The organism is Shinella sp. M31, from assembly GCF_049199205.1.
GTDB lineage: Bacteria > Pseudomonadota > Alphaproteobacteria > Rhizobiales > Rhizobiaceae > Shinella.
The window spans coordinates 47,022-72,516 of sequence record NZ_JBLZPH010000152.1 but is presented as its reverse complement, the minus strand read 5'-3'; the positions used below and the strand labels follow the sequence as shown (position 1 = coordinate 72,516).

General features: G+C 62.4%; 28 protein-coding genes. 1 reads left to right on the top strand and 27 read right to left on the bottom strand.

Features of this window, described 5'->3' with window-relative positions:
- Positions 1 to 5: 5 nt before the first annotated feature.
- The 25 genes from ACOZKU_RS24785 to ACOZKU_RS24665 all read right to left on the bottom strand — a co-directional run bounded on the left by ACOZKU_RS24785 (position 6) and on the right by ACOZKU_RS24665 (position 24,556).
- The gene (locus ACOZKU_RS24785) at positions 6 to 1,541 is read right to left on the bottom strand and encodes a hypothetical protein (RefSeq protein ID WP_421581139.1); all 1,536 of its coding nucleotides are present in this window, start codon (positions 1,539 to 1,541) and stop codon (positions 6 to 8) included.
- Positions 1,538 to 5,875 carry a phage tail protein gene (locus tag ACOZKU_RS24780; protein WP_421581138.1) on the bottom strand — a complete coding sequence of 1,446 codons (4,338 nt, stop codon included), beginning with the start codon at positions 5,873 to 5,875 and terminating at the stop codon, positions 1,538 to 1,540. Before ACOZKU_RS24780 ends, ACOZKU_RS24785 begins: the two co-directional genes overlap by 4 nt.
- A 17-nt stretch (positions 5,876 to 5,892) precedes the next feature.
- Positions 5,893 to 6,336: a GNAT family N-acetyltransferase gene (locus ACOZKU_RS24775; RefSeq protein WP_421581137.1), complete on the bottom strand. Its 444-nt coding sequence runs from the start codon at positions 6,334 to 6,336 to the stop codon at positions 5,893 to 5,895.
- Positions 6,333 to 6,974 (bottom strand): hypothetical protein, encoded by a 642-nt coding sequence (locus ACOZKU_RS24770; RefSeq protein ID WP_421581136.1) that lies wholly within the window; start codon positions 6,972 to 6,974, stop codon positions 6,333 to 6,335. Before ACOZKU_RS24770 ends, ACOZKU_RS24775 begins: the two co-directional genes overlap by 4 nt.
- Positions 6,974 to 7,582, bottom strand: a complete 609-nt coding sequence (locus ACOZKU_RS24765; RefSeq protein WP_421581135.1) for a hypothetical protein — start codon at positions 7,580 to 7,582, stop codon at positions 6,974 to 6,976. Before ACOZKU_RS24765 ends, ACOZKU_RS24770 begins: the two co-directional genes overlap by 1 nt.
- The gene (locus ACOZKU_RS24760; RefSeq protein WP_421581134.1) at positions 7,579 to 9,429 is read right to left on the bottom strand and encodes a tail tape measure protein; all 1,851 of its coding nucleotides are present in this window, start codon (positions 9,427 to 9,429) and stop codon (positions 7,579 to 7,581) included. The genes ACOZKU_RS24765 and ACOZKU_RS24760 overlap by 4 nt, the downstream gene beginning before the upstream one ends.
- Complete coding sequence (locus tag ACOZKU_RS24755) at positions 9,426 to 9,650, bottom strand: phage tail assembly chaperone (RefSeq protein WP_421581192.1); 225 nt, start codon at positions 9,648 to 9,650, stop codon at positions 9,426 to 9,428. The genes ACOZKU_RS24760 and ACOZKU_RS24755 overlap by 4 nt, the downstream gene beginning before the upstream one ends.
- A 20-nt stretch (positions 9,651 to 9,670) precedes the next feature.
- Positions 9,671 to 10,078 carry a hypothetical protein gene (locus tag ACOZKU_RS24750; RefSeq protein WP_421581133.1) on the bottom strand — a complete coding sequence of 136 codons (408 nt, stop codon included), beginning with the start codon at positions 10,076 to 10,078 and terminating at the stop codon, positions 9,671 to 9,673.
- A complete protein-coding gene (locus tag ACOZKU_RS24745) occupies positions 10,078 to 10,488 on the bottom strand; it encodes a phage tail tube protein (RefSeq protein WP_421581132.1) in 411 nt (136 codons plus the stop codon). The genes ACOZKU_RS24750 and ACOZKU_RS24745 overlap by 1 nt, the downstream gene beginning before the upstream one ends.
- Before the next feature lie 9 nt (positions 10,489 to 10,497).
- On the bottom strand, positions 10,498 to 10,962 hold the full coding sequence (locus tag ACOZKU_RS24740; RefSeq protein WP_421581131.1) for a hypothetical protein: 465 nt from the start codon (positions 10,960 to 10,962) through the stop codon (positions 10,498 to 10,500).
- 2 nt (positions 10,963 to 10,964) lie between these two features.
- Positions 10,965 to 11,231: a hypothetical protein gene (locus tag ACOZKU_RS24735; protein WP_421581130.1), complete on the bottom strand. Its 267-nt coding sequence runs from the start codon at positions 11,229 to 11,231 to the stop codon at positions 10,965 to 10,967.
- Complete coding sequence (locus tag ACOZKU_RS24730) at positions 11,228 to 11,557, bottom strand: head-tail joining protein (RefSeq protein ID WP_421581129.1); 330 nt, start codon at positions 11,555 to 11,557, stop codon at positions 11,228 to 11,230. Before ACOZKU_RS24730 ends, ACOZKU_RS24735 begins: the two co-directional genes overlap by 4 nt.
- Positions 11,554 to 12,027, bottom strand: coding sequence for a hypothetical protein (locus tag ACOZKU_RS24725; RefSeq protein WP_421581128.1), 474 nt, complete (start codon positions 12,025 to 12,027; stop codon positions 11,554 to 11,556). The genes ACOZKU_RS24730 and ACOZKU_RS24725 overlap by 4 nt, the downstream gene beginning before the upstream one ends.
- A gap of 14 nt (positions 12,028 to 12,041) precedes the next feature.
- Entirely contained in the window at positions 12,042 to 13,073 is a 1,032-nt protein-coding gene (locus tag ACOZKU_RS24720; RefSeq protein WP_421581127.1) for a major capsid protein, read from the bottom strand.
- Positions 13,074 to 13,091: 18 nt separating this feature from the next.
- The gene (locus tag ACOZKU_RS24715) at positions 13,092 to 13,448 is read right to left on the bottom strand and encodes a head decoration protein (RefSeq protein ID WP_421581126.1); all 357 of its coding nucleotides are present in this window, start codon (positions 13,446 to 13,448) and stop codon (positions 13,092 to 13,094) included.
- A gap of 2 nt (positions 13,449 to 13,450) precedes the next feature.
- Entirely contained in the window at positions 13,451 to 13,987 is a 537-nt protein-coding gene (locus ACOZKU_RS24710) for a hypothetical protein (RefSeq protein WP_421581125.1), read from the bottom strand.
- 23 nt (positions 13,988 to 14,010) lie between these two features.
- The gene (locus tag ACOZKU_RS24705; protein WP_421581124.1) at positions 14,011 to 14,889 is read right to left on the bottom strand and encodes a S49 family peptidase; all 879 of its coding nucleotides are present in this window, start codon (positions 14,887 to 14,889) and stop codon (positions 14,011 to 14,013) included.
- The gene (locus ACOZKU_RS24700) at positions 14,886 to 16,592 is read right to left on the bottom strand and encodes a phage portal protein (RefSeq protein ID WP_421581123.1); all 1,707 of its coding nucleotides are present in this window, start codon (positions 16,590 to 16,592) and stop codon (positions 14,886 to 14,888) included. Before ACOZKU_RS24700 ends, ACOZKU_RS24705 begins: the two co-directional genes overlap by 4 nt.
- Positions 16,589 to 16,825 carry a gpW family head-tail joining protein gene (gpW, locus tag ACOZKU_RS24695; RefSeq protein WP_421581122.1) on the bottom strand — a complete coding sequence of 79 codons (237 nt, stop codon included), beginning with the start codon at positions 16,823 to 16,825 and terminating at the stop codon, positions 16,589 to 16,591. Before gpW ends, ACOZKU_RS24700 begins: the two co-directional genes overlap by 4 nt.
- 8 nt (positions 16,826 to 16,833) lie before the next feature.
- Positions 16,834 to 18,867, bottom strand: coding sequence for a phage terminase large subunit family protein (locus ACOZKU_RS24690; RefSeq protein ID WP_421581121.1), 2,034 nt, complete (start codon positions 18,865 to 18,867; stop codon positions 16,834 to 16,836).
- Positions 18,864 to 19,484 carry a hypothetical protein gene (locus ACOZKU_RS24685; protein WP_421581120.1) on the bottom strand — a complete coding sequence of 207 codons (621 nt, stop codon included), beginning with the start codon at positions 19,482 to 19,484 and terminating at the stop codon, positions 18,864 to 18,866. The genes ACOZKU_RS24690 and ACOZKU_RS24685 overlap by 4 nt, the downstream gene beginning before the upstream one ends.
- 141 nt (positions 19,485 to 19,625) lie before the next feature.
- Positions 19,626 to 20,378: a hypothetical protein gene (locus ACOZKU_RS24680; protein ID WP_421581191.1), complete on the bottom strand. Its 753-nt coding sequence runs from the start codon at positions 20,376 to 20,378 to the stop codon at positions 19,626 to 19,628.
- A 127-nt stretch (positions 20,379 to 20,505) separates the two neighbouring features.
- A complete protein-coding gene (locus ACOZKU_RS24675) occupies positions 20,506 to 21,294 on the bottom strand; it encodes a hypothetical protein (RefSeq protein WP_421581119.1) in 789 nt (262 codons plus the stop codon).
- Between the two features lie 397 nt (positions 21,295 to 21,691).
- Positions 21,692 to 23,377 carry a DNA primase family protein gene (locus ACOZKU_RS24670; protein WP_421581118.1) on the bottom strand — a complete coding sequence of 562 codons (1,686 nt, stop codon included), beginning with the start codon at positions 23,375 to 23,377 and terminating at the stop codon, positions 21,692 to 21,694.
- Positions 23,378 to 23,476: 99 nt separating this feature from the next.
- Entirely contained in the window at positions 23,477 to 24,556 is a 1,080-nt protein-coding gene (locus ACOZKU_RS24665; protein WP_421581190.1) for a DUF7146 domain-containing protein, read from the bottom strand.
- On the opposite strand from ACOZKU_RS24665, the gene ACOZKU_RS24660 reads away from it, so the two are divergent.
- A complete protein-coding gene (locus ACOZKU_RS24660) occupies positions 24,458 to 24,736 on the top strand; it encodes a hypothetical protein (RefSeq protein WP_421581196.1) in 279 nt (92 codons plus the stop codon). The two genes, ACOZKU_RS24665 and ACOZKU_RS24660, sit on opposite strands and share 99 nt — an antisense overlap.
- On the opposite strand, the gene ACOZKU_RS24655 is transcribed toward ACOZKU_RS24660, so the two are convergent.
- Together ACOZKU_RS24655 and ACOZKU_RS24650 are read right to left on the bottom strand one after the other, a co-directional pair.
- Positions 24,691 to 25,017 (bottom strand): hypothetical protein, encoded by a 327-nt coding sequence (locus ACOZKU_RS24655; protein ID WP_421581117.1) that lies wholly within the window; start codon positions 25,015 to 25,017, stop codon positions 24,691 to 24,693. The two genes, ACOZKU_RS24660 and ACOZKU_RS24655, sit on opposite strands and share 46 nt — an antisense overlap.
- Positions 25,014 to 25,493, bottom strand: a complete 480-nt coding sequence (locus ACOZKU_RS24650) for a hypothetical protein (protein ID WP_421581116.1) — start codon at positions 25,491 to 25,493, stop codon at positions 25,014 to 25,016. The genes ACOZKU_RS24655 and ACOZKU_RS24650 overlap by 4 nt, the downstream gene beginning before the upstream one ends.
- Between the last annotated feature and the right edge of the window lie 2 nt (positions 25,494 to 25,495).

Genomic DNA, 25,495 nt, shown 5'->3' with positions numbered 1-25,495 from the left:
CAGAGCTACGGAAGGGGGATACCGAGAACGAACCAGCGGATGCCGACCATCGGCTTTTCGTCCATTTGGTTGACGATCGAGCCGCCGCCGGACGATCGATAGAAGGTGTACCGGGGGCGCCCCTTGGCCGTGTAGAAGGTCGCCTGCGTCTGATTGTATTTGCAGTACGACCCGTCGCCGGAGAGGCCGCCGTCCGACAGGCTATTCTGAAATCGCCTGTTCACGCGCGGAGCCCGCACCTCCTCAGTAAGACCGGAGCCGTGCACCGTCATGTATTTGACGTAGGGGAAGAACCCGGCCGCGTCATACTCCACCGTCGTGGCCGTCGGCGTGGTCAGGCTTCCCGAGTGGTTCGGAACGTCAAAGTAGCCGTCCGCCAGGATCTGAATGACCGGCCGGCGGGTATCGATGATGATGTCGCTGAACCGTGGCGGGTTAGCTGCCCCCGGTCGCAACAGCTGCATGACGTTCTCACCATCGGCCGTGAACTGCTTCAGAACGTCGTTTACGCCCGACGACGGCCCGCGCGGGTCGTAGCCATAAACAATAAAGCGCGCTCGGCAGGCTTTCTTCGTGTTGTTGAACCGGACCAACGAACCGTCGGTCCAGTATTCCACCCCGTAGTTCGAATTGCCGTCCGAAAGCTTCATTGGATAGTAGATGTCCGAACTGTCGTAGCAGGACATGTCGATGGCGGTGAGCGCTGGCAGCGTGACCCCCGTATCGTAGGACGAAGAACCAACCGGGATTGCGATATCGGCCGCGGCGACGACATTCAAAGGCCGCCCCGTCGCGTCGAACGCCAATTGCGATGGCGTGGCGACGTTCACGTCATAACCAGGTTTGGCGACCTTGCATTGCGTCGAGGAGATCAAGACGGTCTCTTTCCCCGCAGAGCTGGGCGGAGACGGGTCGCCATCGAGATCGGTGTTGTTTCCTGGAAGGTTGTACACGATCAGAACCTGGTCATAGCCGGAGCCATTGGCGTTCGAGTTGTAGGACGTCGAAAAGAAGCGCATGCCATAGTCGACGTTGAAGGCAGAGCTTGCATCGAAGGTTTCGAAGCGCCGAGCCCACGTGCCCTGATCGCCCGTCCCGTTGTATCCACCCAGCACGCCAGCCGGGCCGTATTCGGCACCAAACGATCGCTCCGTCATGTCGACGCCGCGATATCTACCGTTTGCGCTCCAGATCGGAATGAGATCGAACACCGGCATGTTGTATCGAATTTGCGGAAACTGCACCGGCCCACGGATCGTGTAGGCAGAGCTACCCGTGCTCGACGGGCCGTCGACCCGCATGATACCGAATGTGGAATTGTTCGATCCGGCCGGGGTCCTGACAACGCGGTCATTCCCTCCAGAATTGGCAACGAATGGGCAGTCAACGATCTCTGGCGTCGTCAGCTGGTTCGCCCACTTCGAACTGAAATAGAACCGCTCCCGCCGGGCGTCGCTCGTCGTGATCGGGTCATAGGTGCCCTTCGTGATCTTGACGCACGCCACGCCGGTACTATCGAAGCCGATGAGTGTTTCCGTCATGACGAAATCCTGATCGTACCGGCGTTGAGATCGATCCGCATTTTGCCGTTGAGGCTCTGCATCACGCCTGCATTGACAGTGCCGATATTCGCAACATTCATGATGACCTCGCCGCCCTGGACGATAAACGGTTTGTCCTTGGCACTGCCGTTGCGAATGGCGAACTGGTCAGCCTCGACCAAAAACACACTGTCGAGATCAGTGTTGCTCGGAACGTCGACATACCAACCGGCGGATCTCTCCACCCCGGATGCCGAGTATTTCACCCGTGCCGCGATGCGCGCGTAACCGGTCGGACCTGTGACGGTTGCCATGCGGAAGCGCGCATTCGCCGAGTTGTCATCCACCGTGGCGGAAATGCTTTGCACCAGTTCGGCTGTCGCCTGGACGCGGGCATCGGATACGTCAACCCATGCCGATCCGCTCCAGCGCTTCGGACGGTTATCGTTGGCGGTATCGAACCAGACATCGCCGGCACGGAGCGGGATTGCCGTGGTGCCTGTCGGCGCGGCGCTCTGGCGGAAGATCCTGTTTTTGGCGTCCGCCAACGCGACGACGGTGTCGACGTTGGTGCGAATGACCGACAGGCCGGTGGCCTTGCCGCCGCTTGGCTGCGCATCGTCCCAGCCCAGTTCGGATTTGATGGATGTGATCGATGCGGCCGATGCCGTCACGCGCGCGTCCGTCACGTCGATCCACGCCGACCCGCTCCAGCGTTTCGTCAGATTGTCGTTCGCCGTGTCGACCCAGAGATCGCCCGCAACGAGCGGCACGGCCGTGGTGCCGGCGGGCGCGGTGTTCTGGCGATAGACCTTGTTCTTCGCCGAGGCGAGACCGTAGGACGCCGCGACATCGGCTTCGAGGATGTTGAGCGCCGTCGCGCGCGATCCGCTCGCGGCGCCTTCATCCCAGCCAAGTTCCGCCTTCACCTGCGTCAGTGCCGTTCCGGCTGCTGCGGTGAGCACTTCGTTGGCTGTCAATCGGCTGTCGAGCGCCTGCACGGCGGTTGCCTTGGCAAGGTCGGGAATTTCCGCCTGCGTCTTCGTCAGCGCCGTGCTGACGACCAGCAGATTGTCGTTCGTCTGTTCGATGCGCGTGGTTAGCGACTGCGCGACATCCGCCGTGATGCGCTTGTTTTCCATATTCGCGAGGAAGTTCTGGAAACCCTGCTCCATCAGTTGTGACGCCATAGGCAGCAGTTGGTTGCGGATCGAGGTCACCGCGCCGCCGATGCTGGAGATACCGCCGGCGTCGAGGGCATCGATGTCATTTTGCAGCAACTGGACGCTTTCGATCGACGCCTTGCCGGTGATCTCGGTTTCGAGGCTGTCCAGGATCACGCCATGCGCGGCGATGCCATCCTCGAGGAGATCAACGCGCGCATCCATTGCAGTGACAGCGGTCGAGAGGGCACCGAGCCCGGTAGTCGGGCTGCCGATCGCCGCCTGGAGGGCCGTGATGTTCGTCGTCTGCGCGCTATCCGCCGCAATGCGCGCCGTCCGTTCAGCCAGCAGCTCAGCACGAGATGCGCCCGGCGACGGGCTGCCGACACCAATCCAGTCGATCAGAAAGTAGTTGGTCGACGTCTGGGCGGCTGACAATTCAACGCGGATGGAATCGATCGTGCCAGCCCAGTCCATTTGCCAGGTGAGCAAACCATACCCGTTGGTGTCATAGGAAGGCTCCGAGATTGTCGAGCGGCGCGCGGTATCCCATGTCGTGTCGCTGGTCGTTTTCCACCAGGCATAACCCGCCCATGTCGGCGTGCCGACCTTGCGGATGCGGGCGCGCACCTGCCGGTATGCCGTCGCCTGCACGGCAAGCGCCGTCGGCGAGATGACATAGGGCGTGGCTGCCTGATCAGCCGGCCGCAGCGCGCCGGAAGCGTCGAAAGTCGGCGTCCCGTTGCCTGTCCATCCTTCGATCGTTGAGACGAAATTCCAGAGCTGCGCGGGGTCGAACTGGTTGTTGGTGCCGGCGCTGAGAAGGCTGATCTGCTGGGCGAGCGCATTCAGCCCGTTCACTGAGGCGGTATCGACCTGTCCAACAAGGGCGGTAAGATCCGCGTTGCCCGTCTCCAGCCGCGTGAGGCGCTGCACCAGGCCGCTGCTGTCACCAGTGGCGATGATGATTCTTTGGTCGAATTCGGCATAGACGTCATTGACGCGGGTCGCGAGGAGCGTGCGCACCTGCTCGACATGCTGATAGCTGTCAAAGGTCGCGTTCGTCAGCAGATCGCGGACGGCACCCACTTCGTTGATAAGCGCGCGGTACGTGCCGGCCAGATGATGTGCGTCTGCAATCCGCGCTTCCTGCTCCTGCACGATTTGCGTGACGCGGGCGTCGGTTTCCGCCTCGATCTGGTTTTCCAGATCATCGACCTCGGCGCCGATGAAGTCGTCGAAGTCCTGAAAGCGTTCCTCGATGTCTTCAAGAAGGCCCGGCAGATAAACGTCACCATCTGTCAGCCGGGTGTCCGGCGTCGTGACCGCAAGCCAGTTCGACCAAAGTGTTTTCCGCTTGCCGTTCGGTGCGTACCGGCCCCGCGCCTCATAGGCAGACGCCGGCAGGAGGTTCTGACTGAGCAGGATTACGCCAGCAGCGACATCGTCGGTACGCCCCCGATAGACGACTTCTTGCGTCTCGGCGAGGCGAACCTGAAAAAGGACTGCCTCCACATCGTCAACGGCGCCATTCCACCCGAGCTTGATCGCCGGACGGCGCGCATTGCCGCCTGCATCGTTGATTGTCGCGGGGCTCGCAAACCAGTCCACGATAACCTGCGGCGTCGGCCGCACGGGGCCTAGGAAGCCAAATGTCGGTGCGACGTAGTCGGTGGACGGGTTCCAGTCGTAATCGCTCGGATCGACTTCGGTCAGGTCGAGGATGACGTCGAGGTTTGGCTTGTCGACGACGCCGTCGACACGCATCAGCTTTGCGTCATAGCCGTTGCGCGTTGAGGTCCACGCGACGACGTCGCCCGGCTCCAGCACCCAAGCGGCCGGGCCGAGCACGAGGGTATGGCGCCGCGCCCGACGGGCTTCTTCAAGCGCCGATTTGATCAAGCGCTGAACCTGGCTTGCGCGTCGAACCGCGCCGAGCTGGACATTCGCGAGCAGGCGGCGGTTGCCGTCGCGGGCTTCGAGATCAGGCCGCAGAAGGGTCGGCGCCGCTTTCGCGTTCCAACCTTCTGCCGGCTCGGGATAGCTCGCGCTGATGCCGTTCACAGTATCCGCGAGGCCAAAGAACGGTGAGAACGATTGCGCCTCGGTGGACAGTATGTCGCCATCGGAAAACGCGAACACCGCGTCATCGGGCGAACCGACGCGCAGGGTGTACACGCCGCCACTGTCGATCAGGCGACCTTGGCACGCGCTCAAAAATGCCTCTACAGCGTCCGCGACAGGGGCATTGACCTGTATCTCTATACCGGAAAGGTACTGTCGTTCCGTTCCGCCGCCTGGCTTATCCACGGCCGCGCGGCACTTATTGATCTGCCCGCGCCAGTTCGCCGCCGGCATTCGCACCGGCGAAACGCCCTGCAGGCCGTAGAACCATTCAGACCCAAAGCGAAGACCAAGCAGCAGATTGTGGATCTGGACGCCGGGCAGTTCATCACCGTCCCCGCCCCACGTCGTCGGATCGGCTGCGCGATGCGGCCCGCTACCCCCTGCGGTGCTATCCTTCGTCACGTCATAGAGACGCGTGCCAAGCACCTCGAATTTATAAGCAGGGAAACCGGTGAACAGCTCGTCGTTAATGCGCGCGGTGCAGATCACATAACTGACGCCCACGCCGACCCGCGTGCTCTCGTATGGCCGCTCTTCAGTGCTGACCTGGCCGACGAGGAAATCATCCGCAGCGGTTTGTGTCCCGTCGTAGAACTTGATCCACAGATAGTCTTTACCGTCGTCCCGGTACTCCGCAACGGGCAGACCGAAATCCTCATGAGGATCGTCCGTCAACAGCGAGCATTTCTCCCCGTTGACCCACGGGCGCACCAACTCCTGCGTCGGGAGGTCTGCAAGAGCGATGACCTGCGTGAAGTAGGCATTCGGCGTGTCGCCCGCCTTGCCCCACGTATTGGCGTAGACGAGTGAGCCCGCCGTCGCGGTCCTTCCGACGATAAACGAACGGGAAACATCGCCGCCGGCCTGCAACTGACCCTGTATGGAAAAGCTCGGCTTCTCCGGCTGGCCAGCCCACGCGCTCGCAAGCAGGTTCAGGCCGATGCCGACAGCTGCCCGGATCAAGAAAGACCCGACGGCCCCCGACAGGAAGGTGCCACCGAGCAGGCCGCCGATCGCAGCCGCGATGCCGGAGAAAATTGCCATGAATGGTTCCGCTATTCCTAGAGAGACTTCAGGTAGTGGCGCTCGGCCGCGGTATAGCCGCAGCGCTCATAGAGACGCCCGACAGCTGGATTACCGCCAAGGCCGGCAAGTTGCGCGAACGTGCACCCCTGCGCTTTCGCCCAAACCTCGTACTCATTCACCATGCGGGCCGCCATCCGGCCGCGATAGGGCGGCTCGATCCACCAGACGAGTTCGCTGGCGAACGAGAAATCGCCGAAGAGGTGCTGGCCCGCTTCAGCGACGAGAACACCTTCCGCGACACCGTTCACGTCGAGAACGAGGCAGAGGCGATTTGCCTGCTCAACAGATGCACAGAAGATGGCATCGGCATGCGGCGCCGAGAACGGGAATGGCGCCCCGGAAACACCGTGAAACGCCTTTGCCATCATGAGGACGCGGATTTTATCAGAAAGCGCAGCGCGCCTGACGACCATGGTCATTTCTTCTTCGCCCCGATCTTGCCGCTACGGCGACCCCAGAAAAACTCGACTTCGCCGATCGTCGTCACATCCTGGAAGAAATTGTCGGTGTCGGAGCGCCGACGCTGGCTCGCGTCGGACCGGGTGTCGGCGTTGGCTCGTGTCATCTCCTGAGTGTGCGAGACGCAGGTCAGTTTGATCGACCCTGCCTGACCTTCGTCCGGCGTTACGATCTCGACCTCGTCGATAAAGCCAACAAAGCGACAGAGCGCTGGCGCAACAAGAAGGCGGCTCGTGGGGCTGAGAAGGCCGCGATATACTTCCACGCCCGCTTGCCGCAGATCGTAGCCACGCACCATCAACTCCACAGAAGGGTCAAGCTGTGAAAGCTCGATCAGGGTCTCCTGCACCGAGAGGTTCGCCACGAGAGGGACGGCACCCACGCTGATGAGGGTCGAACTGCCCTCAAAATTGCGGATCACGGCCATGCCGGTTGTCGGATCAAGGACTTCTGCAGCGACGTTTCCGACATCCGACCAGAACCCGCCGGAGACCGGCGCGCCGGTGTCCATGGTACGCGCATTGATCCATAGGAAATCGCGTGGAACCAGCTGACGCGAGCCGAGCGCTCCAAGATTTTCAGCAGAGATATTGCGCATTAGCGGGCCTCGAACCCCTGAAAACTGATCGTTCCACGCCCTGTGCGTCGATCAACAGCCGACGAGATCGACCCGGGAACGATTGACATCAGGCAGGACGGCCGGCGGATGGAGACGAGGGCGTCCTCCTCGGTCTCTGGCCAGATATGCGGTCTGACCTCGAAAGCGCCCGTCGGATTGCCAGTGGCGGTTTCGAGGACGCGATGGAGATCACCCTCTCCAATCTGTATCAGGTCACCGGGCGACAGGATTATCCCGACAAGCCCGGCGACTGTGATGCTTTTGCGGTCCGCTCCTATCGACGCTAGCGCTCCGGTTGGGAGCGCGGAAGATCCCGGATGAAGGATGGGCCGAAACCTGGAACTCGGGCAGGCGCGGAAGGTCTTAAGTACCCCTTCAAGCGCTTCGAGCCGCGCGCGCCACGTGTCGATCTCGTTTGCTGTCAGCTCGCAACTGCTCCAAACCCCTCGCCACAGCGGGGATCCCAAATCCTTGCCAATGGTCTGACCGGACGCCGTGCGAGACTGTTCCTGGCGATAAACCAGCTCGAACTCTGTGGACCAACCGGGAAAATCCGAGAGGAAATCGAGCGGATACGTGATCGTCATTTGAGGATCCGCCGCTGCTGCGCCTTGCGAACGGCCACGATCGTACGCCCCTCGAAGTCGGCCCGGTCCTGGGCGGCCTGCTGCTTGATCTTGACGATCTCGTCGGCCGTGCCCGTGAAATTATAGACCGGCGCATAGGTCACGTTGACGGGGTCACCCCCTCGCTTGCTGGCGGGAATGACGTCGCCGTGCACTTTCGGCACGAAGAATTCCTGTTCCCGTTCATTGACCTCGTAAAGCCGTCCGGGTGATACACTTCCGCCCGCCGCGCGCGGTCCACCGAAGCCGAGAACGTCGCCAAGCGTGGTATTCGGCACGAAACTGTCTGACGCCAGGCTGCCGCCGCCGAATAGCATCGAGGCCAGTCCGGAGAAGAGCCCCTTGCCGCCGGTGACCGCGTTCGCCAGCTCCTTTGCGAGCGCGGCGAGCGCATCCTTGGCCTCGAAGGTGACGGCGATAATCCGATCGAGCTGATCGTCGAGCACTGCGCCGAAGTTCTCAGCCGCCTCCTGCGCGCGTTCGCGGGCATCAATCAGCGCTTCCTCGGCGGCAAGTTCGCGGTGCTTCTGCTCGACGAGCGCCGAGATCTGCTGGCCTTCCTTACTTGCCGCAGTGACGCCGGCTTCGCGCAGCGCCTGGAGCTTTTCACGCTCCACGGCGGAAAGACCGATGACCTCAATCTCGCCTTGAAGGGCTTCGACGACCCTCTTTATGGCTTCGGCCTCTTTGTCTGCCTCTGCACTGCGCGCGCCGCCTTTTGTTGTGCGCTCGGATGCTCCGGGCTTATCGGACAATCGATCCTTCAACTGTGCGTCAAGGAGCGCCTCACGCAGGATATCCTTTGGGGACTTGAGGCGACCTGTCTTCGGCGCCGCCCGCTCAGCCGTTTCTTGGTCGCTCGCCTTCTTCCTTGCGACAACCAGTCTCTCCAGTTCCGTGATTTCTTCCCGGAGTTGCTTGATCCCCTGTCCATGCGCTCCATCCACAACAAAGCGAGCGACCGAAGATTTCTCGGTCTTCAATAGCATCGCTTTCTTGTCCGCCAGCTGCATTTCCAGCGTGCTCGACTGGCGCGCGTCGACCGCATTCAGCATGTCTACAAAACCCGCAAGCACGGTGTACGCGGAAACGATAGCTCCCTTGAGCTTCGTGCTGACGGTTACCGATACGACGTTGAATTGCCGGTCGACTTCTGCAGCCTTCGCGACCAATTCGTCGCTCATGACGAGGCCAAGGTCGTTTGCCGCCTTGATCGTCTTGCGAATTCCGGCTTCTCCTTGGGAAATCAGTTCCACAAATCGTTCGCCAGCCGCGCCACCGAAAATTTCATCTGACACGCGGATTTGCGCCGCCTTGTCGAGTTGCCCCAACCTCCCGATGATTTCTGCGAACAGAACGGACGGCTCTTTTAGCTTTCCTTTAAGTTCATCGGCATTAAGGCCAAGTCGCTTGAACGCTTCGGCCGCGCTACCGCCGCCGGTTGTGACGAACTCGTCGGCGCGAAGGTTGAGCTCCTTGATGCCATCGGTCAGCTGATCGACACCGATACGATTCTGCTCTGCCACGAACTTAAGTTCTTGAAATGCTTTCAGGCTCAGGCCGGCCCGCTTGGCTTCGTCGCCTACGGCCGCGATAGACCCCGCCGCATTTCGCAATGCGGTCACGGCGGTCGTGATGCCGGCCGCTGCGAAAAAGGAGGGCAGGACACCGGCCGCCGACTTAATGCGTGCGAATGCGCCAGTGACATCATTGGCCGTGCTGCCGGCGACGCCTTTGACGCGGGCCATCGCGGCCCGAAACCCTTTTTCGTCGCCACTGATCGTGACCGGAATATCGGGTCTGCTCACGGGGTTGCTCCAACGATGGTTGCGTTCGGATGGGCGCGAAGGCTTGGACGCTCGCCGTATTCGGCGGCGAGGCGGCGGATTTCATCGCGACTGATGACAGGCGAACTGCCGAAGTTTCCGGCGAGCCCCTCCAGGGCCATGTTCATCTCGGCGGCCGTCGACCGCCAGAACGTCTCCGGGGTCCACGCGAGGCGTTCTGGCGAAACCGCGACGCGAAACAGGGTCCGGATATGGCTTTCAATCAGGAGGGGCTGTCGACGTTTCCCCCGAGAGCCTCGGCCACCACGTCGGTTGTGGTGCGGTCATCGCGATGATCGCGGCCGACCGCGACATGTGAGGTGAGGGCGCGCTCGATCGCCGTCTTCCACGCATCCTCGTCGGCGGCGGAAATATTGCCGTCGTCGAGCACACGCGCGGCAAGGCCGGCTGCCTTGTCGTCATCGTCGGCGACGACAAGGCAGCGGATGGCGCAGGCCACGGCCTTCGGCTCGAAGGCAAGAAGCCGGGCGTAGATCTCGTCAAGCGAGCGGGCGGCGATGGCCTCGGACAGGCGCACCAGGCCGGAAAAGGTGACGGCGATGCGAAACTCGACCTGACCGATACGGCAGGCGGACTCGCCGCGAAGGGGATTTGCGAAGGCGTTCCCCATCAGGTGGCCGCCACGAAAGCGACGGTGCCTGTAAAGGCCCAGCGCAGGTCTGCGGTCATCTCGCCCTGCTTGTCGCCAGCGAAACTGCCGGAGATCAGGCAATCGCCCTCGAACGTACCCACGCCGGGCACGGTGACCTGATAGGTGTGAACGACCTGATTGATGATGTCGGCGGAGATGGCCTTCATCGTGACATTGTCCACGAAGGCGGTCTGGCCGTTGAAGCGGATCGACTGGACGCCATACATCAGCGCCAGCACAAGCTTGCTGCCGGGGTTGGCGCAGTCCGGCTTGGTAATGTCGATTTCCTCATTATTGATCTCGAGTGTGCGTTGCTCCGTGATGCAGGCCAGCGTGAAGTTGCCACCGGAACCTTCACGGCCGATGGTAAGGGTGCGTCCAAGTGCCATGATGGCCTCCTATTGCGCGGCTGTTTCGGGATCGCCCGCAACCGTCTTGTAGGTCACGAGGTAGTTGATGGAGCCGCCCAGCAAGGGAAGCCCGGTATCGCGATTGACGAAGAACTGCTCGCTGGCGAGCGTGCATTCGATGACTGTGCCGCCGAGCGTGATCGCCTGCCCCATCGCCGCCTCGACGAGCACGCAAATGGCATCGAACGCCTCTTCGGGATCCTCATCGGAGAGATGGACGACGATGGCGAGCGGCAGACTGCGGTCGTATCCATCAGCCCCGGCTTCTGTGGCGAAGGGGCGGATGGTCGACCCTTCCGCTCGATCGGCCCATGTGAGGGTGAGGGCAGGGAGGATATCCTCCCGCACTGCCGACGTCCGGCCGCGCTCGACCTTGCCGGGATCGGAGAATTCATCGACGCCGGAAAGAACGTCTTTCACCGCCGAAAAAATCTGACTGCGCAGGTGCGCCATTTTCAGCCCACCAGCCCGAGATCGCGCCGCGCGTGATAGACGATGCGGGATGCGTACCCGACGGCAGACAAGGCGGCGGCGTCAGCGCCGCTGTCGATCAGACGCTTGATGTCGGTGCGGATCGCGCTCTTCAGGCGCGCCGGGAGCTGCTCCCAAGGTCGATTATCCATCGCGCCGGCAACCCTGCGTGCGTCGGCGAGTGCATCGCCATCAGCGCCGGCATGCAACGCGACGATCATGTCGGCGAGCGCTTCGACTTTCTTTCTCATGTCAGTTTCTCCCTGAAGGTGAGTTTCAGCATGGCGCGGCCGTCGTCCTCGATATTGCGGATGCCGTAGAGAACGCCGTCGATGGTGACCGCGTCCCGCTGGCTGGTCAGACCCGGCACGGCGAGGGCGGACACACTGACGCTGTCGAGTGTGGCTTCCACGTCCTGGTCGCTTTCTTCCGCGAAGTCCGTGACCCGCATTTTGCGGGCGATGATGCGGACGGGTTTCCCGATGACGCCGTCTATCCGGAATATCCCGTCCGCATTGCCGAAGGCCCGGCCGAACGCCGCGCCCATGCGGGCGAACCGTTCTGGCCGGTCGATCACGACTTGCCCTTCGTTGCTTCGTCGAGATCGGCCGTCAGGCGCTTGATCTCTTCCGCGAGGGTGGCGATGTCCTCACGCGCGCTGGCAAGCTCGGTTTCGAGCGCCTTCTTTTCGTCCTCGATCACCTTCACCTTCTTCTTCTCGGCGTCCAGGTCGCCGCGATTGGAGGGTGCAATGCGCGCCTTGGCGAGCTCGCCTTCTACGCGGCTGTTCTCGGCCGTGAGGCGGTCGACCTCACCGGCAAGGCGGTCTCGGTCTTCCGTGACGATCGCAAGGGCAGCGGATGCGTCGTCCTCCGCTCCCTCGTTAGCATCGGGGCCGCCGTTCCAGATGCCGAAGGCTTCATGCAGCCGCCTGGCTTCGGCGTCGTCCAGGCCATCCTTGCCGCCGACCGGAACCGGCGTTCCGGGCAGGAGCATCGCGCCGCCGAACTTGACGGCGATGTTGAACTTCTCGGTTCTCTTCGTCATGACGATCTCCAGGGTTAGCGCACGAGCGCGAAGAGGCTGGCGTCCGGCTCCGGCATGATCGGAAGGGGCGCAGCCTGCGTCTGGACGATGGTGCGGGACGGGTTGCGCTCGTGCCACATGTCCGGGAAGCGCTCCATCGACTGGAGGGCCTGGTTGTCGAGGATCGCGCCATAGGCGAAGTGGCCCATGAACGAGAACGGATCGAAGACGCCGACGCCGAAGTTCGGCCAGAAGTTCTGCTTGGAACCGCCGACCGTGTAGGGCTGCGAGTACTGCACGAAGGTCAACTCGCCGATCGTGCCGAGGACGGCCGAATAGCTGGCCTCCGCACCGGTGGAGACCGGACCGAGCTGCATCAGTCCGCCGTCCTGCCGACGGTTGTCGAGCACCTTCATGAAGCGCTCCGAACGCTTCAGAAGACCTGCCGCACCGGGGCCGAGCAGGACTTCACGGGCGGTGAAGCCGCCAACGCTGCCGACGAGCGCAACCCACTCCTCGATGTCGTCATACGGATCGACGCCGGTTTCACCCCAGCGGTCGCCGCCGGTAAGGGCGATGGTGAGCGAGGCATCGCGACCGAAGTTGACGGTCTGGGTCGGATAGTCCTCGCCATCCACCACGACCTGGCCGGTGCGCAGCGCCTGCGAGCACATGAACTCCTCGCGGCGGGTGATGCGCCGGTCCTGGTCGTCGATCATCGTCGCCAGGTTGTAGGCGTAGCGCTGCTGGGGAGAAACCGCGCCACCGATGCGCTCGCCCGGCATGCGGATCATGTTGCCGCGCGGCCGAAGCGTGTTCTGCGGCTTCACATAGGCAGGCGTGAAGCTCGTGGCCTTGAATCCACGGTTCGCGCTGTCCTTGCCCGGGATGTCCGGGTGGACGAACGGCGCAAGCTCGCGATCCGGCACGATGCGATCGAAGACGATTTCTTCCATGTCGGAAAGGACCGTCGTCGAAAAATAGCGGTCGCGCAGGAAACCTTCCGGGCGATCGCGCGGCGGCAGAACCGTGATCAGTTCCGCCGTATTCAGGAGAATGTCAGCCATGGTGATGGTCCTTTCCCGTCACTTCAGCGTACGGACATAGAGGGGTGCGGACTTCTTGCGGAAGGCCGCCTCGACGGAGGCGGCGTTGTGGCCGGTTCCGTAGATCAGTTTGGTGCTGTCGAAGGCCGCCATGGCATACGCCGCGACGACCTTGTCGCCGCCGCTCGCGTCACAGTCGATCGCGAGAACGAGATCCGGTGTCTGGCTGCCGTCGCTCGATGCGGACAGGGACAGCGTGTACTTGTCACCCGTGGTGATATTGCCCAGCACAGCGCCGCGCAGCAGGTTCTGGCCGCTGACAAGCGTGATGTAGCGGACGATGACCGGCACATCGGAGACGAGCAGGTCATTCGGGGAAAAGGTGGCGGTCGCCATGATCAAGCTCCCTTGCGGTTACGGCCGTGCATGGCCTTGATGGTGCTGCCGACCGCGGCGAGCACGGTCTGCTTTTCGGATTTCGGGGCCCCGCCGCCGGATCCAAGCTGCGGGCTGCGACCCTGCATCTTGTCGGCGAGGCGCGAACCGCCGCCGGCAGATGCAAGCAGCGCGCCGGCGGACTTGGCCGAGTAGACCGTGGCGCCGAATGCGAGCTCCGACGCCAGGCCCGGATTGGATGCCGCTGCGGGATGCGTGAGGATTGCGCGGATCCGGCTCTGTTCGGCGCGGCGGATGCGGCTGGTGTTCGCCGAGGTCTCGTCGGTTTCCTCCGCTTCCGCCTCCGGCGCATCCTCCTCGCTCTCTGCGGAATTTTCGTCTTCCGACGTTTCCGCCTCCGGGGTGTCGTCGTCGGCTTCTGCCGTCGTTTCCTCCGGCTCGTTGTCTTCCGGCCGCTCCTCTTCAAGGCTTCGGCCGCGGCCGCCAATGGCGGCAAGCACGCTCTGCGCGAGCGCGGTGCTGCGGGTCAGTTTCGACATCGTCTTCTCCGATGATGTGGGGATCAGCCGGCGGACCGGCTCAGTTCGGCCTCGAAGACTTCGAGAACCTGTGAGGGCCGTGCGACGGCGTCGGCGAGGCCTGCCTCGACCGCCTTTTGTCCACGGTAGACACCCGCCTCGGTCGCGAGAGCGGATTCGAGTGACAGGCGGCCGGCACGAAAGCGCGCGACCGTCGCTGCAAATTCCTGCCGGAGCTCCTCGAGCTCGGCGAGTTCCCGGTTGAGCACCTCTTCGGGGAGAGCCTCGTAGGGGTTGAGGTCGGCCTTGCGCGATCCGGCCTTGAGGATCGTGACCTTCAGGCCTTCCTTCGCGAGCCATGCGCTCATGTCGACATGCATGGAGATGACGCCGATTGATCCGCAGATCCCGGATGTCGGAATAACGATTTGCCTCGCCGCCGCGGCCAGCAGATAGCCGGCGGAGCACGCATGATCCGTCAGGACCGCAATCGTGGGCTTCACCTGCGACAACTCGAACAGGCGCTCGGCCGCATCGAAGACGCCCGTGACCTCGCCACCGAAACTGTCTACCTCGAAAATTGCGCCCCGGATTGACGGGTCTTCCTCGACCCGGTCTGCCTGCGAAATGATGCCCTCATATGTGGTCTGGCCGGAGGACTTGCCGATCCACTTGCCCTTGTTGATCAGGGATCCCTCGATTTCGATGATCGCGATGCCGTTGTGCTCGCGGGGCGCGCTGTCGTCGCCCCACTCACCCATCGGATCGCCCACGAGACCGAAACTCTCGCCGCCGCGAACCTCGATTTCGGCGGTCCCCAGCACGCGCGGACCGAACGCCCGGGCAATGACATCGGCTTTTGCCGGGTGCAGCATCAGCGGCGTGTTGAACATCCGCCCCGCGACTTCGGGAAAATTCGTCATGCGCGTCTCCGGATTGTTGGTATGCCGTGCGCGCCCTTCTTCGGACGGCCATTCACGGCCTCTTCGATCTCGGTATCCTGATCGGCCTCCTCGGTCGCAGGCCGGACGGAGCCCTGTGACGACGCCGCCGGTTCGAGGCCGATCGATGCGTAAAAGCGCTTTTCCCGTGCGCGCTGCAGTGCATCCATCTTCCAGTCCCGGCCCTGTTCCGACGCCTCGTGCTGCATGGTCGTCAGGCCGCCCTCGACACGCTCGCGGGCGGCTTGCGCCTCGCGCAGCGGGTCGATCCATCCGCGGCCCGGTCCAATCCAGTCCGCATGGCACCAGGCGGCCGGGTTTGCTTCGAACGACGGTGCATTGGCCGGCAAGCGAATGACCCCTTTGTCGAAGAGTTCCTCGAGATAGGCGCGGTAGATCGGCCCCATGAACTGCGCCGCGAAGCTGTGCTTTTTGGACGTGAATCCCCGCCAGATTTCGAGGAGGGCCGCGCGGGCCGACGAATAGTTGACCTGGCTCCAGTCCATCGTCAGCTGTTCATAGGTGAGCCCGACCGCACTCGCGACCTTGCGCAGCGCCGCGTTCACGAACGCTTCGAAGTTCGCATTCGGATGCTCCGGCTTCGTCAGCGTCGCCTTCTCACCCGGTTGCAGCATGTTCACGCGCACGCCGGGGATCTCGATCGGGGCCGCTGCATAGTAAGCCTTCTGCGCGTCGCCCATCTGGCCATAGAGGCTGGCGACAGCGCCTGGCGAGACGTCGGTCCCCATAGCGTCGAGAAATTCTTCCGGATCGAACGGCGTCTCGATGAAGGCTGCCATGACCGCGTTGAGAAGCGCTGCCTGGCTCTCGAAGTCCTCGTAGTCGGTCGACTGTTTGATCGAGCGAATGACTGGCGCCCAATCCGATACACCGCGCGTCATGCCCGCGCGCTTCTGGTCGAAGGCGTGGATGACGATGCGGCGGCCCCACTCGGTTTCGCGCGGCACATAGTCCCATGACCACAGACCGGTGTTTCCGGCAAAGAATTCGCCCGGATGAGAGCGTCGGAAATGATAGCCGATCGGCGCTCCGTAGCCGTCGATCTGCACGCCGTCTCGCAGGAATTCTTCGTCCATCCGCGCGTTCGGGTTGGAGCAGCGCGCGGGATCGATGATGTGCACCGCCGTGTTGAACGTCGGAGCGGCGTCCTGCCAGATGAGAACGCCGAAGGCCTCGCCCTCGGCGCCGTAGCGATGCCGGGCGGCAAGACCCAGGAGCCCCGCCATTGTTTTCGTCCGCTCAGCATCGCACCACATGTCGACGTCGTGGGCGAAGTCGCGCCAGTGAGCCTCGATCTGGTCGGAGATCGCCTCGGCCTCCTCGAAGGTGATGCCGAGCGAGACATGGTTCGGCCGTGCGGCAAGCGTCCAGCCGGATCCGATAATGTTGTCGACCAGTCGTGATGTGCCTGCGGCACCCCAACCATCGTTGCGCGCGACGTCGTTCAGGCGATCGACGAGATCGGTGCGCGACCAAGACAGCGCGGATTGCCCAGACCATGAACCGGGCCGCCACTTTGCAAAGGACGGATGATCGTCGGAGGCGCCCTGATAGGCACCGCCCGAACGCAGCGCGCGATTGCGGGCGACTTGCACCTTCATTGCCTGGCGCACATGGGGTGCGAGCGGCTGCGCGTCAGGGCCGAGGATCTGCATGTCGCTCATCCGAACACCACGCCGCGGCTGCGAGCGCGCGCCATCGAGCGAAAGCCGAGCTGGACCTCCAGATCGCGAACGTACTTCCGCAGCGATCCGGCGTTGGTCTGCGTGTATGTGACGCTCTCGCCATTATACGCGATCGACGCCTCCGCCTGCCCAAGCTCGAGCCGGTGAAGCGCGTCGCGCGCTTCGTCGAGCCGCGCCTGGACGCGGATGCGCTCTTCCTCACTGAGGGCCATGAGAGTTCCTATCGGTTGCGTTGCGCTGCTCTGGCGGCGCGGGCAAGGGCTGCGGCGACAAGCGCCGACTGGTTCGAATCTACCGGCAGCGCTATGGATGCCGGCGGAATGATGGCGTGCAGCCGGTCTTCAAGGTCCGGCTGCGAGGGTGGATCGATCATACCGATGCGATCCTGGACCGCGTCCCATTCCTCTTCGGTCCAATAGGGCAGGCCGGCCCGGTAGGCGGCCGCGAGGCTCTGGTTGATCATGTCCAGAATTTCGTTCCTCTGACCGTCCGGCAGCTTCCAGACATAGCGGTCATGCCCCGTGCGCGTTTTTTCCTTTATGCGCACTTCCGACGTCGCTTGCTGGAACACGTCGTCCGGGAAGCCGGCCGCGAAGTCGACGAAGCCGGCTCGCTCCGGATCATCCTTCTTCATGTCCCGGTAGAGCCGCAGCTTGAAGGCGGACGCGTTGAACGTAAAAAACCGCGAAGACCACTTCTGCTTTTTCGGGCGACCGCGCTTATCGTACTCACGCACCTGCGCAATCGGGGGCGCGGCGTCATTGTTGCCGCCGCGAACCATGATTACCTTGGCCTTCGGATGCCGGCTCGCCCACGCCCAGACGTCTTCCGTGTACGCGTTGCCGTCGATGGCGAGGCGCTCGACCGATCGCTTCGCGCCCCGTTCGTCCGGCCACGTCCGCGCCAGGAGCTTGTCGAGCGCGTCCTTCACCTCCTTCTCGGAGATATGGCCCGAATGCTCAATATAGCCGGGCAGATGGCTGCCGGCTCGACTGTCTATCACGCCGTGATCGATGATGGCACGGTAGCGGTTGCGACCGTAGCCCATCAGCAACCATTCGACCCGATCGCCCTGCACGTCGACTGAATACATGAGCACCAGCGCGCCGGCCGGAACGACGCCGCGCCGCAGGCCGCGCCGCGAAGCGCGATCGCGCAACACTTCCCAGTCCACCGCCTTGTTGTCCGCCTCATAAGCGAGACCAAGCCAGTCGTTCCAGAATGTCTGTTCGGCGCCGGACCCGCCATCGCGTTTCTCGGGGCCGCCAGACTGGAGCGTCAGAAACTCCCGCGCTAAGCTCTCCCACCGCTCGAAGGGCGAATAAGCCATCCAGATCCGAAAGGACCGGTGATGGCGCGCACGCTCGGGAAACTTCGCGACCCAGCGCGCTCCGTTCTCGGGCTGCACCATCCAATCGCGATGATGTTCATGAATCTCGCATCCGCAATGAATGCAGACGAAATGCGCCTTCTCCGGGTGCTGCGGGTCGATGTGATCCCGCATGTTCTCCCAGCGAAGTTCCTGAAGACCTTCGCAGTGCGGGCAGGGAACATGATAGCTCTCCTGCGTTCCCTCCTGAAAGTTCGCCGTGATCTTGCAACCCGGCGAAATCATCGGGGTAGAGATCTTGAAGACCTTGGCGTTAAAGAAGGCCTTCGAACGGCTATCGGCTTGAACCTCCGGATCTCCGGCCTCGTTCATTTGCCACTTTGCAAGGTCGTCCTGGACCTGCTTTCGCGGCGAGATCATCGACAGGCCGGCCGGCGAGTTCGCGCCAGCGGCCTGGATGGCGCCACGTCCGTCGCGACGCTCCTTGTAGAGCACCGAGTTGCCCGCATCCCGGCTGTTCTGCGAGAACAGGCTGGCGATCTGGGGCATCTCGCGCACGAGTGGCATCAGCTTCGTCTTCGACCATCGGATCGCATTCTCTTCCGTCGGATGGACGTAGAGAAAGTCGCCAGGCGCCATGTCGAGCGAGCCGAGCGTGAAGATGTTGGCGCAGATAGTGCCGCCGATCTGCGCCGATTTGGCGAGGCTCACCACGCCGCATGGATCATCCGGCGAGAGCGCCCGCAGGATCTCCGAAAAGAATGGCACCAGGGCTTCATTGTATGGCCCTGGATGGTCGGTGATGCGCTCCGAAAACTCGATGTTGTCGACCGCCCACCGGAGATAGTCGACCGGCGGGGGCGGCTGCGTGATCATCGCCAGGACCTCGAACGCCATGCGTTCAGGGTTGAAGAGTGCGGTCACCCGTTGTCCTCATCGATATGGGCCGGAAGTGCCGCCGCCATGTCCGCGAACTGACGGGCCTGCTTTTCCCGGGTGTCGCGGAACGCCTTCTGCAGGGTCAACACCGCGTCACGGTGCGTGACGCCATGGTTGGCAGCGATCGCTTTCGCCATTTCCTGGATCGCAACCTCCATCACCTTGAAGGCTTCCACGACAGCCTTGGTCTGCGATGCGCGGGCATCCTCGGTCAGCACGTACCGCCCGACCGCCAGCGCTTCCTCGCGCTCCATGCGCGCCGTCGTGAGACGCTGCTGTTTCAGGCGCTCCGCGGCGACCGCGTCGACGACAGGATCGACGAAGGGCGTCGTCTCGCTCCGTCCTTCCGTCGCCGTCCCCTCGCTCGGTGCAAGGGTGCGTTTCCCGGCGGCGCCGTTCGCGCCGAAACGCTGGGACGGATCCAGCGTCTTGCCGAGCTGCGATCGTGCGCGCTCGACATTGATCCGCGCCGAGCGGCCTTCACCGACCAGCGCGTCGCCGAAGATCTTGCCGTCGGCGATGTATTGCGAGATGCGGCCGGGGCTGACGCCGATGATGGCCGCAAAGTCACCCTTGCTGGCGGTCTCGATCGCATTCTGCATTTTAGGTCCGACTTTAGGTCGGGGCCTGAGTTTAGGCTCCGAATTTAGGCTTCAAAAAATGCCACAGACTGCCGACCCCAAGCGGTGCCAAATACCCGCGGGGCGGGTTTTCGCGGGAAGGACCCGCCAAAAGGGGAGGGCCTACCGCGCGGTGGCCACCGCCCTCTGGAAGGCGAGGGCGAAGTTCTCTTCGAAGGTCGCACTGACGTGCCGCTCGACCACGTCCTTGAGCCGGAGGCGGATGCGATAGGGCTTCGCAGTGACGAAGAGGATCACCGGGAAGATGTCATGGGTGCCAGGGTGGCGTTGATAGACCCCCGGGAACAGATGACCGCCGCGCTTCGGGACGAAGAAGCGGGCGTTCTTATATTTGCTGTTGCGCTTCAGGCTCGCATCCGTACGAACACGTGTGGCCCCGGCCCCTCGATAGTCGATCAGAAGATCGGCCATGACTTGGTTGAGAAACCCCTGCGTCATGTTGCCATAGCGGTCGAGCTTCGTGCGCTGCGCAGGGACAGCCACCTCCCGGCGCTGCATGTGGCCACGCTGGATCAGCTGTTGCTCGAAAGCCTTGTGCCTGCGGATGCCGCCCTCGATCTGCGGACCGAGGAATGCGGTAGCCGGCAGGGCACCTTTCGTGCGATCCCCCGTGACCACGACGGCGGCCTGCATCTTTTGCCGGGTTGCCCGATCAAAGACCACGCCGCGCTTCGCATAGGGCGTCGGCCGATCAAAGACCTTTTCCATCTCCTTCTGTACCGCAAGGCGTCCGCTTTTAGCGGTCTCGTTCAGCGCGAGCATCAGTGCATAGGGCATCTGGCGCCGCTCGATCGCGGTCATATCCCGCGTGAACGAACGAAGGTCGACGGTGACCGAAGCTGCGAGCATGGCCATTCCCGACATGCGAAACCCGCCTAGCGTTTCCGCTGGCGGGTTCGAAACCTGATTTAACGTGCTGACTATGTGTCAACTTCCAGACGCACACAAGGAATATTTTCGAGACACCATTATGAGAAAACAATCAGATACTTAGTGTGTTTTTTCCCGCCATTTCCTGCCTGCGCCATGGGTGTCTGTCCGGGTGGAATTCCTGGAGCGTGTGGGATGTAAGCCTATCCTGCAGCGATTCATGCAGGATCTGGAGCGCGGATTGCCACAGTTGCCAGTCCAGCCTTGAAAGGATCGCGCCGCGCACCGGGCTTTCAAGCTTGTACTTCCGGTATGCTCCCTTCTTTGGCCGATGTCGCTTTGCATCATAGCCATTGTCCTCGACTATGTATCGAGCGCCCGTGCGATCGCGTACGGTGCGCATAACGAACCAAATGTCCTTGCCGTTCGATGACCGCATGACCTGCGACCGCGGCTCATCGGCTTGCCAGCAAGGCCCACGGCCGAGTTTGGCCGCGCTCATCACGAGGTTGACGACATGGCTTCCAGACAGCCTGTCGCTGCGATTGCGCTGCTCGGCAATTACTTTATCCACCTCAAGGCCAACAAGTCCGTGCGGATCTGCCCAGTCCGGAAAAGGGAACCATCCCTCTGCGATCTCATATCCGCCACGTGTCGCCAACGCTCTGACCGCTTCTCCCACGATGACAGCGTCGTGAGCGGGCTCACCCTCGTAAATGTAACCTGGGATCGCCCCGTAGCGATTGGGGTTCCTGTCGATGATCGTGCCAAGTGCTGCAATATCGGCGATGACGTTCCAGCTCGATGCGGAGACGGCCGAGCCGCCGTCCCCCGCACCCACTTTGGGGAGCTCCTGCGTGAACGCCCATGCCAGCAGAGCTTCAATCGTCGTTTTCTTCATGATCACCCTCTCGATCGGCCCCGGTTTTCTGTTTTGGACAGCAAGGACAGCAATCTTTTGCAATTTGGACAGGTAAAAACCTGTATGGACAGGTATTTCTCAATAAAAACAATGGATGGACAGCGAGGACAGCGTTTACAGACCTATCGTGATGAGCTTCATTTGTTCCGTATTTCCCGCAGTGCCCCTCCGAATATATCGCGCGTAGCGACACACGGAATTTTGCTGTCCTTGCTGTCCATCCCTTGTTTTCATTGGTGTTTTGCTGCCCATTGGTATTTTCCACATGTCCGCGAAGACCCGATTGCTGTCCTTGCTGTCCGCCCACACCCCTTGATTTGGGCAGAAACGTCGTCGCGGAACGCTGTCCGCGCTGTCCGTTCAAGGGGGCCGGGTGTCACTGCTCCTGCCACGGGTCGTCATCCTGCCGGTGAGGCATGTCGCTTCCTCGATGTGTGTATTCATCCCGTACGCGGATACCGCTGTAGAATGTCCCATTCGACCGGACGCGTGAGAACTGGCGCTTGGTCCCGTCCGGTGCTGTCCAGTCCTTCTTGGCTTGATCGGGAAGACGGCGGGTGATGGTGGCAGGCTGGAAATCCGGCAGACCGTTCTTCTTCGCATAGATACGGAAGCCGTCGACGAACTCTCCGGGCGTCACGCGGTCTGTCGTTTCGCCCGTGATCTCGCATCCATTGCGGATGAAGTCCCCGATGGGGTCGCTGTCCTGCCGATATTCCTCGGTTGCGTCGATCACGGCCTTGGGCGGGCGCAGGCCGCCCGTTAGATAGTCTATGGCGCCACGCACCATCCATGCCAGGACGCCCGCTTTCTCTGCGCGTAGCTTCTGTGGCAGGTCGCGGTCGATCTTTTCCTTCGGGATCTGCACGTCGAACGGGATCATATGCACACGCGCCCACATGCCGTCGGAATCATCGACGATGATGGGTTTGTGGTTGCCGGAGATGACGATCTTGAAGTGCGGGGTCATCTCGAAGAATTCCTGATTGAGCTTGCGCACGTCCATTTTCGTGCCGCCCGTCATCTTCTTGATGAGCGCGCCTTTCAGCTTCACGCCTTGTTCCGGCTCCTCGGCCGTCACCAGGCGCACGCCGGGCAGTCTTGCGAGGTCCGGTGTCGCGTCCGATCCCTTTCGTTGGTGATCGCCTGAAAAGCTGTCGATCGACATCGACGCGGCATAGTCGCCGACGAGATCGAGCATCAGCTCCGCCAGGGTCGATTTTCCATTGCGGCCGGAGCCATAGAAAAAGAGCAGGCAATGTTCCGATGTGAGGCCAAGGAGGCAGTAACCGAAGAACCGTTGCAGGAAACCGCGCATCTCCGCGTCGGGCATGACGGTGCGAAGGAAAATATCGAACGCCGCCGATGTGGCATCGGGATCAAAAGGCACAGGCGCCAGCTTCGTGATGAAATCCCGCTGGCGGTGCGGATCGAGCCGGATGCCCCATTTGTGGTTTTCATCAAGGACGAAGCGAACCGTGCCGCTTTCCGTGTTGAAGGCATAAAGATCGGTGTTGAGATCCTTGACCATCTTCGCGCAATGCGGCGCGGCTTCGGTCAGCATATTGTTGATCTTCGATGTGCCGGCCGAGCTTTTAGCATGGCCATGCCTGGACGACATGCGGCCCTTTCGCTCCTTGTTGGCCTCCTTCATCCGATTGATGCGCGCCTGCAGGTCGTCGTGCTTGTCGATCTGGTCCGACGACCATTCCTTCTGGGGCTTGCCGAGAGCCTTCATCTCCTCGATCGCGATGCGACCGTCTTCGATGGCGACCTGTTCCTCTTGCGATGCTTCGAGGAGGATCGCTTCATCATCGATAAACTCGGCCGTCTTCTGCGCCAGGGGGCGCACGCCTGACCCATCCTCATCCTCTCGGAAGCGACGACCATCCCAGACATGCCAGCCAACACGCGCAACGTTGACGACGTCATCGCCATAGCGCCAAATGAAGCGCCGGCCATTGCCGATGTCGGTCTCCGGTTCCGCCGAGCACTGTTCCAGCATCTCGCTCGGCGACAATTCAACATCGTCCTCGACCGGATCCGGCTGAAGAACATGCATAGGGTCCGGGTTTTTGCCGGCCCTTTGCGCGGCGGCCTCTGCCATCTTCCGAGCGACAGCCTCCGGAAGGCCGCTGGTTTTCTTCGCGTCTGGCACCTGCTACCCCGTCATCAAATCTGCGAAATCGCCGCCGGCCGGCGGCCACCATGTCTCGATCCCGCGGCCCTCGTGCGCGTGAAGCTTTTCCGCGCGCGCCATCGCGGCGGCCGTGAAAACCGGCTCGCTATCACCGTCCGCGAGTATCACGAGCTCCGTCACATGGTCGGGGATGTGCACGGCGTCGGCGATACCGACGCCAGGCTTCGGCTCCGGCCCTTGGACGCGTACGCTGCGCAGGACACCATTCCGGTCGGCCTTCTTGAGGCTGGGATGGGTGAATGCGCTATCGGGATCTGCCGGGCCGCAGAGATTTCCGATATCTCCTGCTGCGAAATAGAACGTGTCGCCGCGAAACGCCTCGGCCCCTGCGATCGTCGCGACATTTTCGATGCCTTCGCCGCCGACCCAGCGACGCGCGGAAAGGGCGCCGAAAATCGGGATCATCGATCCTTGCTTCACGCCTTGCATCTTCTTCGTCGGCCGGGGTACGCCGGCGGCATCGAGCAATGCCGGCCGGAATTTCGGACCGTTTGAAAGGTCGATCCACGTCTCGTGGCAGCCAGTCACCTGTCCAATCGGATCGATGAAGGGCGCAATCATCGCCGGACCGACATGAACCTCCCGGCTGTTTCCCCGATCGTCCGCGTCGGCCCAATACCCGTGGCGGGCGGCAAGGCGAAGGTTGCCGAAGACTGCGGCGTGCATGACAAAACCCGTGCGCGCGGCGAGATAGCGCCCGACGATCGACGTCTCCGGACTTGCCTCTATTTCGGAGCGGAAGAAGAAATTTCGACCTTTCTGGATCGCGTTTTCGCGGAAGACATTGTGACCGGGCTGGTGAGCCCGGGCCCTGATATCGGCATCCCGCTCGGCAACGCGCGCCACGCGGGCCGTCCGGTGTTCTTCCGTCTCTCGCTCCGCACCCGCCGGAGGATCGCGCCCGAGCGCCTCTCCGCAGGCGGCCAGGAAACCGGATCGCGAATGCATGTCATGATCGTGGACGAAGCCGATGAGGCCCACGCCGTCTCGGCCGCCGCGACCGCACTGGCGGCAATTCCATGCTTCTTTCGCCGGGGAGATCGAGAAGCGATCCCTTCCGCCGCAGACGGGGCAGGGGCCGGCATAATTCATCCGCGTCAGCTTGAACCCGAGGATGCGCGCCGCATCGGTGACCGCGACGGCCCGAGCATCGTCGATGAACTGGTCGAGATCACTCATCGCCTCGCCTCGCGAAACGGGATGTCGTCGAACATTCTGTAATTGGAGAGTTCCGATTCCTGGGCAATGCGCAGACGGCCCTGCGCCTGCATGGCGCGCAGGGCAACCGCCAGCTCGTCGGCGTGTGGGCCGGCGCTCCAGATCGTCGACGTACGCGCGATGAACGGGGTGCCGGGGGTGGTTCCACGCAGCTGGAATGCGCTGGTGACATTGCGGAAATGCTGCATCTGGCCTTCCGTCAAACCGAAGTCGCGGGCTGTCAGGACGCATTCCATCAGCGTCGGTGCGATGACATACAAGGTGCGAGGCAGATCCCGGATCACATGGCCTCCCCGGCGCTGACGGCGCCTATCTCGGTCAACAGGTATGCGGCTGCCGTGGTGGGCGTGCTCGGCCTCGCCATGATGATCCAGCGATCGGCCAGCATTTGCCGCAGAGCGCGCGAGGCGCTCACATGCGCAATATCCAGCGTGGACATAGCCGTCGTCGCTGACAGGTGAACGGGCTTCTCCAGTGCCCCCAACGAGAAGAGAAGAGCGGCGATCCGGTGGCGGTTCGATGGTTTTGCGACATAAACCTCCCGCTCGGCGGCGGCGGCATCCGGCAGGCGATAGGCGTGTTTCGCCCGCATGATGCCCCGGACGTCATTCGTCTTCATGCAGACGGCTGCCGCAAGGATCGAAGCGTCCATGCCGAATTCGGCGGCGAGGAGCAGCGCCTCTGTCTGTTCGTGAGGCGCCAGAGTGGGGAAAACCGTCGGCGTGAAAATCGATCGATTGATGAAGGATCCGGAGGCCATTG

Bases quoted from the DNA above. Each gene is read 5' to 3' on its own strand.
- ACOZKU_RS24785 (WP_421581139.1), bottom strand. From the start codon at position 1,541: ATGACGGAAACACTCATCGGCTTCGATAGTACCGGCGTGGCGTGCGTC.
- ACOZKU_RS24780 (WP_421581138.1), bottom strand. From the start codon at position 5,875: ATGGCAATTTTCTCCGGCATCGCGGCTGCGATCGGCGGCCTGCTCGGT.
- ACOZKU_RS24775 (WP_421581137.1), bottom strand. From the start codon at position 6,336: ATGACCATGGTCGTCAGGCGCGCTGCGCTTTCTGATAAAATCCGCGTC.
- ACOZKU_RS24770 (WP_421581136.1), bottom strand. From the start codon at position 6,974: ATGCGCAATATCTCTGCTGAAAATCTTGGAGCGCTCGGCTCGCGTCAG.
- ACOZKU_RS24765 (WP_421581135.1), bottom strand. From the start codon at position 7,582: ATGACGATCACGTATCCGCTCGATTTCCTCTCGGATTTTCCCGGTTGG.
- ACOZKU_RS24750 (WP_421581133.1), bottom strand. From the start codon at position 10,078: ATGGGGAACGCCTTCGCAAATCCCCTTCGCGGCGAGTCCGCCTGCCGT.
- ACOZKU_RS24745 (WP_421581132.1), bottom strand. From the start codon at position 10,488: ATGGCACTTGGACGCACCCTTACCATCGGCCGTGAAGGTTCCGGTGGC.
- ACOZKU_RS24740 (WP_421581131.1), bottom strand. From the start codon at position 10,962: ATGGCGCACCTGCGCAGTCAGATTTTTTCGGCGGTGAAAGACGTTCTT.
- ACOZKU_RS24735 (WP_421581130.1), bottom strand. From the start codon at position 11,231: ATGAGAAAGAAAGTCGAAGCGCTCGCCGACATGATCGTCGCGTTGCAT.
- ACOZKU_RS24725 (WP_421581128.1), bottom strand. From the start codon at position 12,027: ATGACGAAGAGAACCGAGAAGTTCAACATCGCCGTCAAGTTCGGCGGC.
- ACOZKU_RS24720 (WP_421581127.1), bottom strand. From the start codon at position 13,073: ATGGCTGACATTCTCCTGAATACGGCGGAACTGATCACGGTTCTGCCG.
- ACOZKU_RS24715 (WP_421581126.1), bottom strand. From the start codon at position 13,448: ATGGCGACCGCCACCTTTTCCCCGAATGACCTGCTCGTCTCCGATGTG.
- ACOZKU_RS24710 (WP_421581125.1), bottom strand. From the start codon at position 13,987: ATGTCGAAACTGACCCGCAGCACCGCGCTCGCGCAGAGCGTGCTTGCC.
- ACOZKU_RS24705 (WP_421581124.1), bottom strand. From the start codon at position 14,889: ATGACGAATTTTCCCGAAGTCGCGGGGCGGATGTTCAACACGCCGCTG.
- ACOZKU_RS24700 (WP_421581123.1), bottom strand. From the start codon at position 16,592: ATGAGCGACATGCAGATCCTCGGCCCTGACGCGCAGCCGCTCGCACCC.
- gpW (WP_421581122.1), bottom strand. From the start codon at position 16,825: ATGGCCCTCAGTGAGGAAGAGCGCATCCGCGTCCAGGCGCGGCTCGAC.
- ACOZKU_RS24685 (WP_421581120.1), bottom strand. From the start codon at position 19,484: ATGCAGAATGCGATCGAGACCGCCAGCAAGGGTGACTTTGCGGCCATC.
- ACOZKU_RS24680 (WP_421581191.1), bottom strand. From the start codon at position 20,378: ATGGCCATGCTCGCAGCTTCGGTCACCGTCGACCTTCGTTCGTTCACG.
- ACOZKU_RS24675 (WP_421581119.1), bottom strand. From the start codon at position 21,294: ATGAAGAAAACGACGATTGAAGCTCTGCTGGCATGGGCGTTCACGCAG.
- ACOZKU_RS24670 (WP_421581118.1), bottom strand. From the start codon at position 23,377: ATGCATGTTCTTCAGCCGGATCCGGTCGAGGACGATGTTGAATTGTCG.
- ACOZKU_RS24660 (WP_421581196.1), top strand. From the start codon at position 24,458: ATGCATGTCATGATCGTGGACGAAGCCGATGAGGCCCACGCCGTCTCG.
- ACOZKU_RS24650 (WP_421581116.1), bottom strand. From the start codon at position 25,493: ATGGCCTCCGGATCCTTCATCAATCGATCGATTTTCACGCCGACGGTT.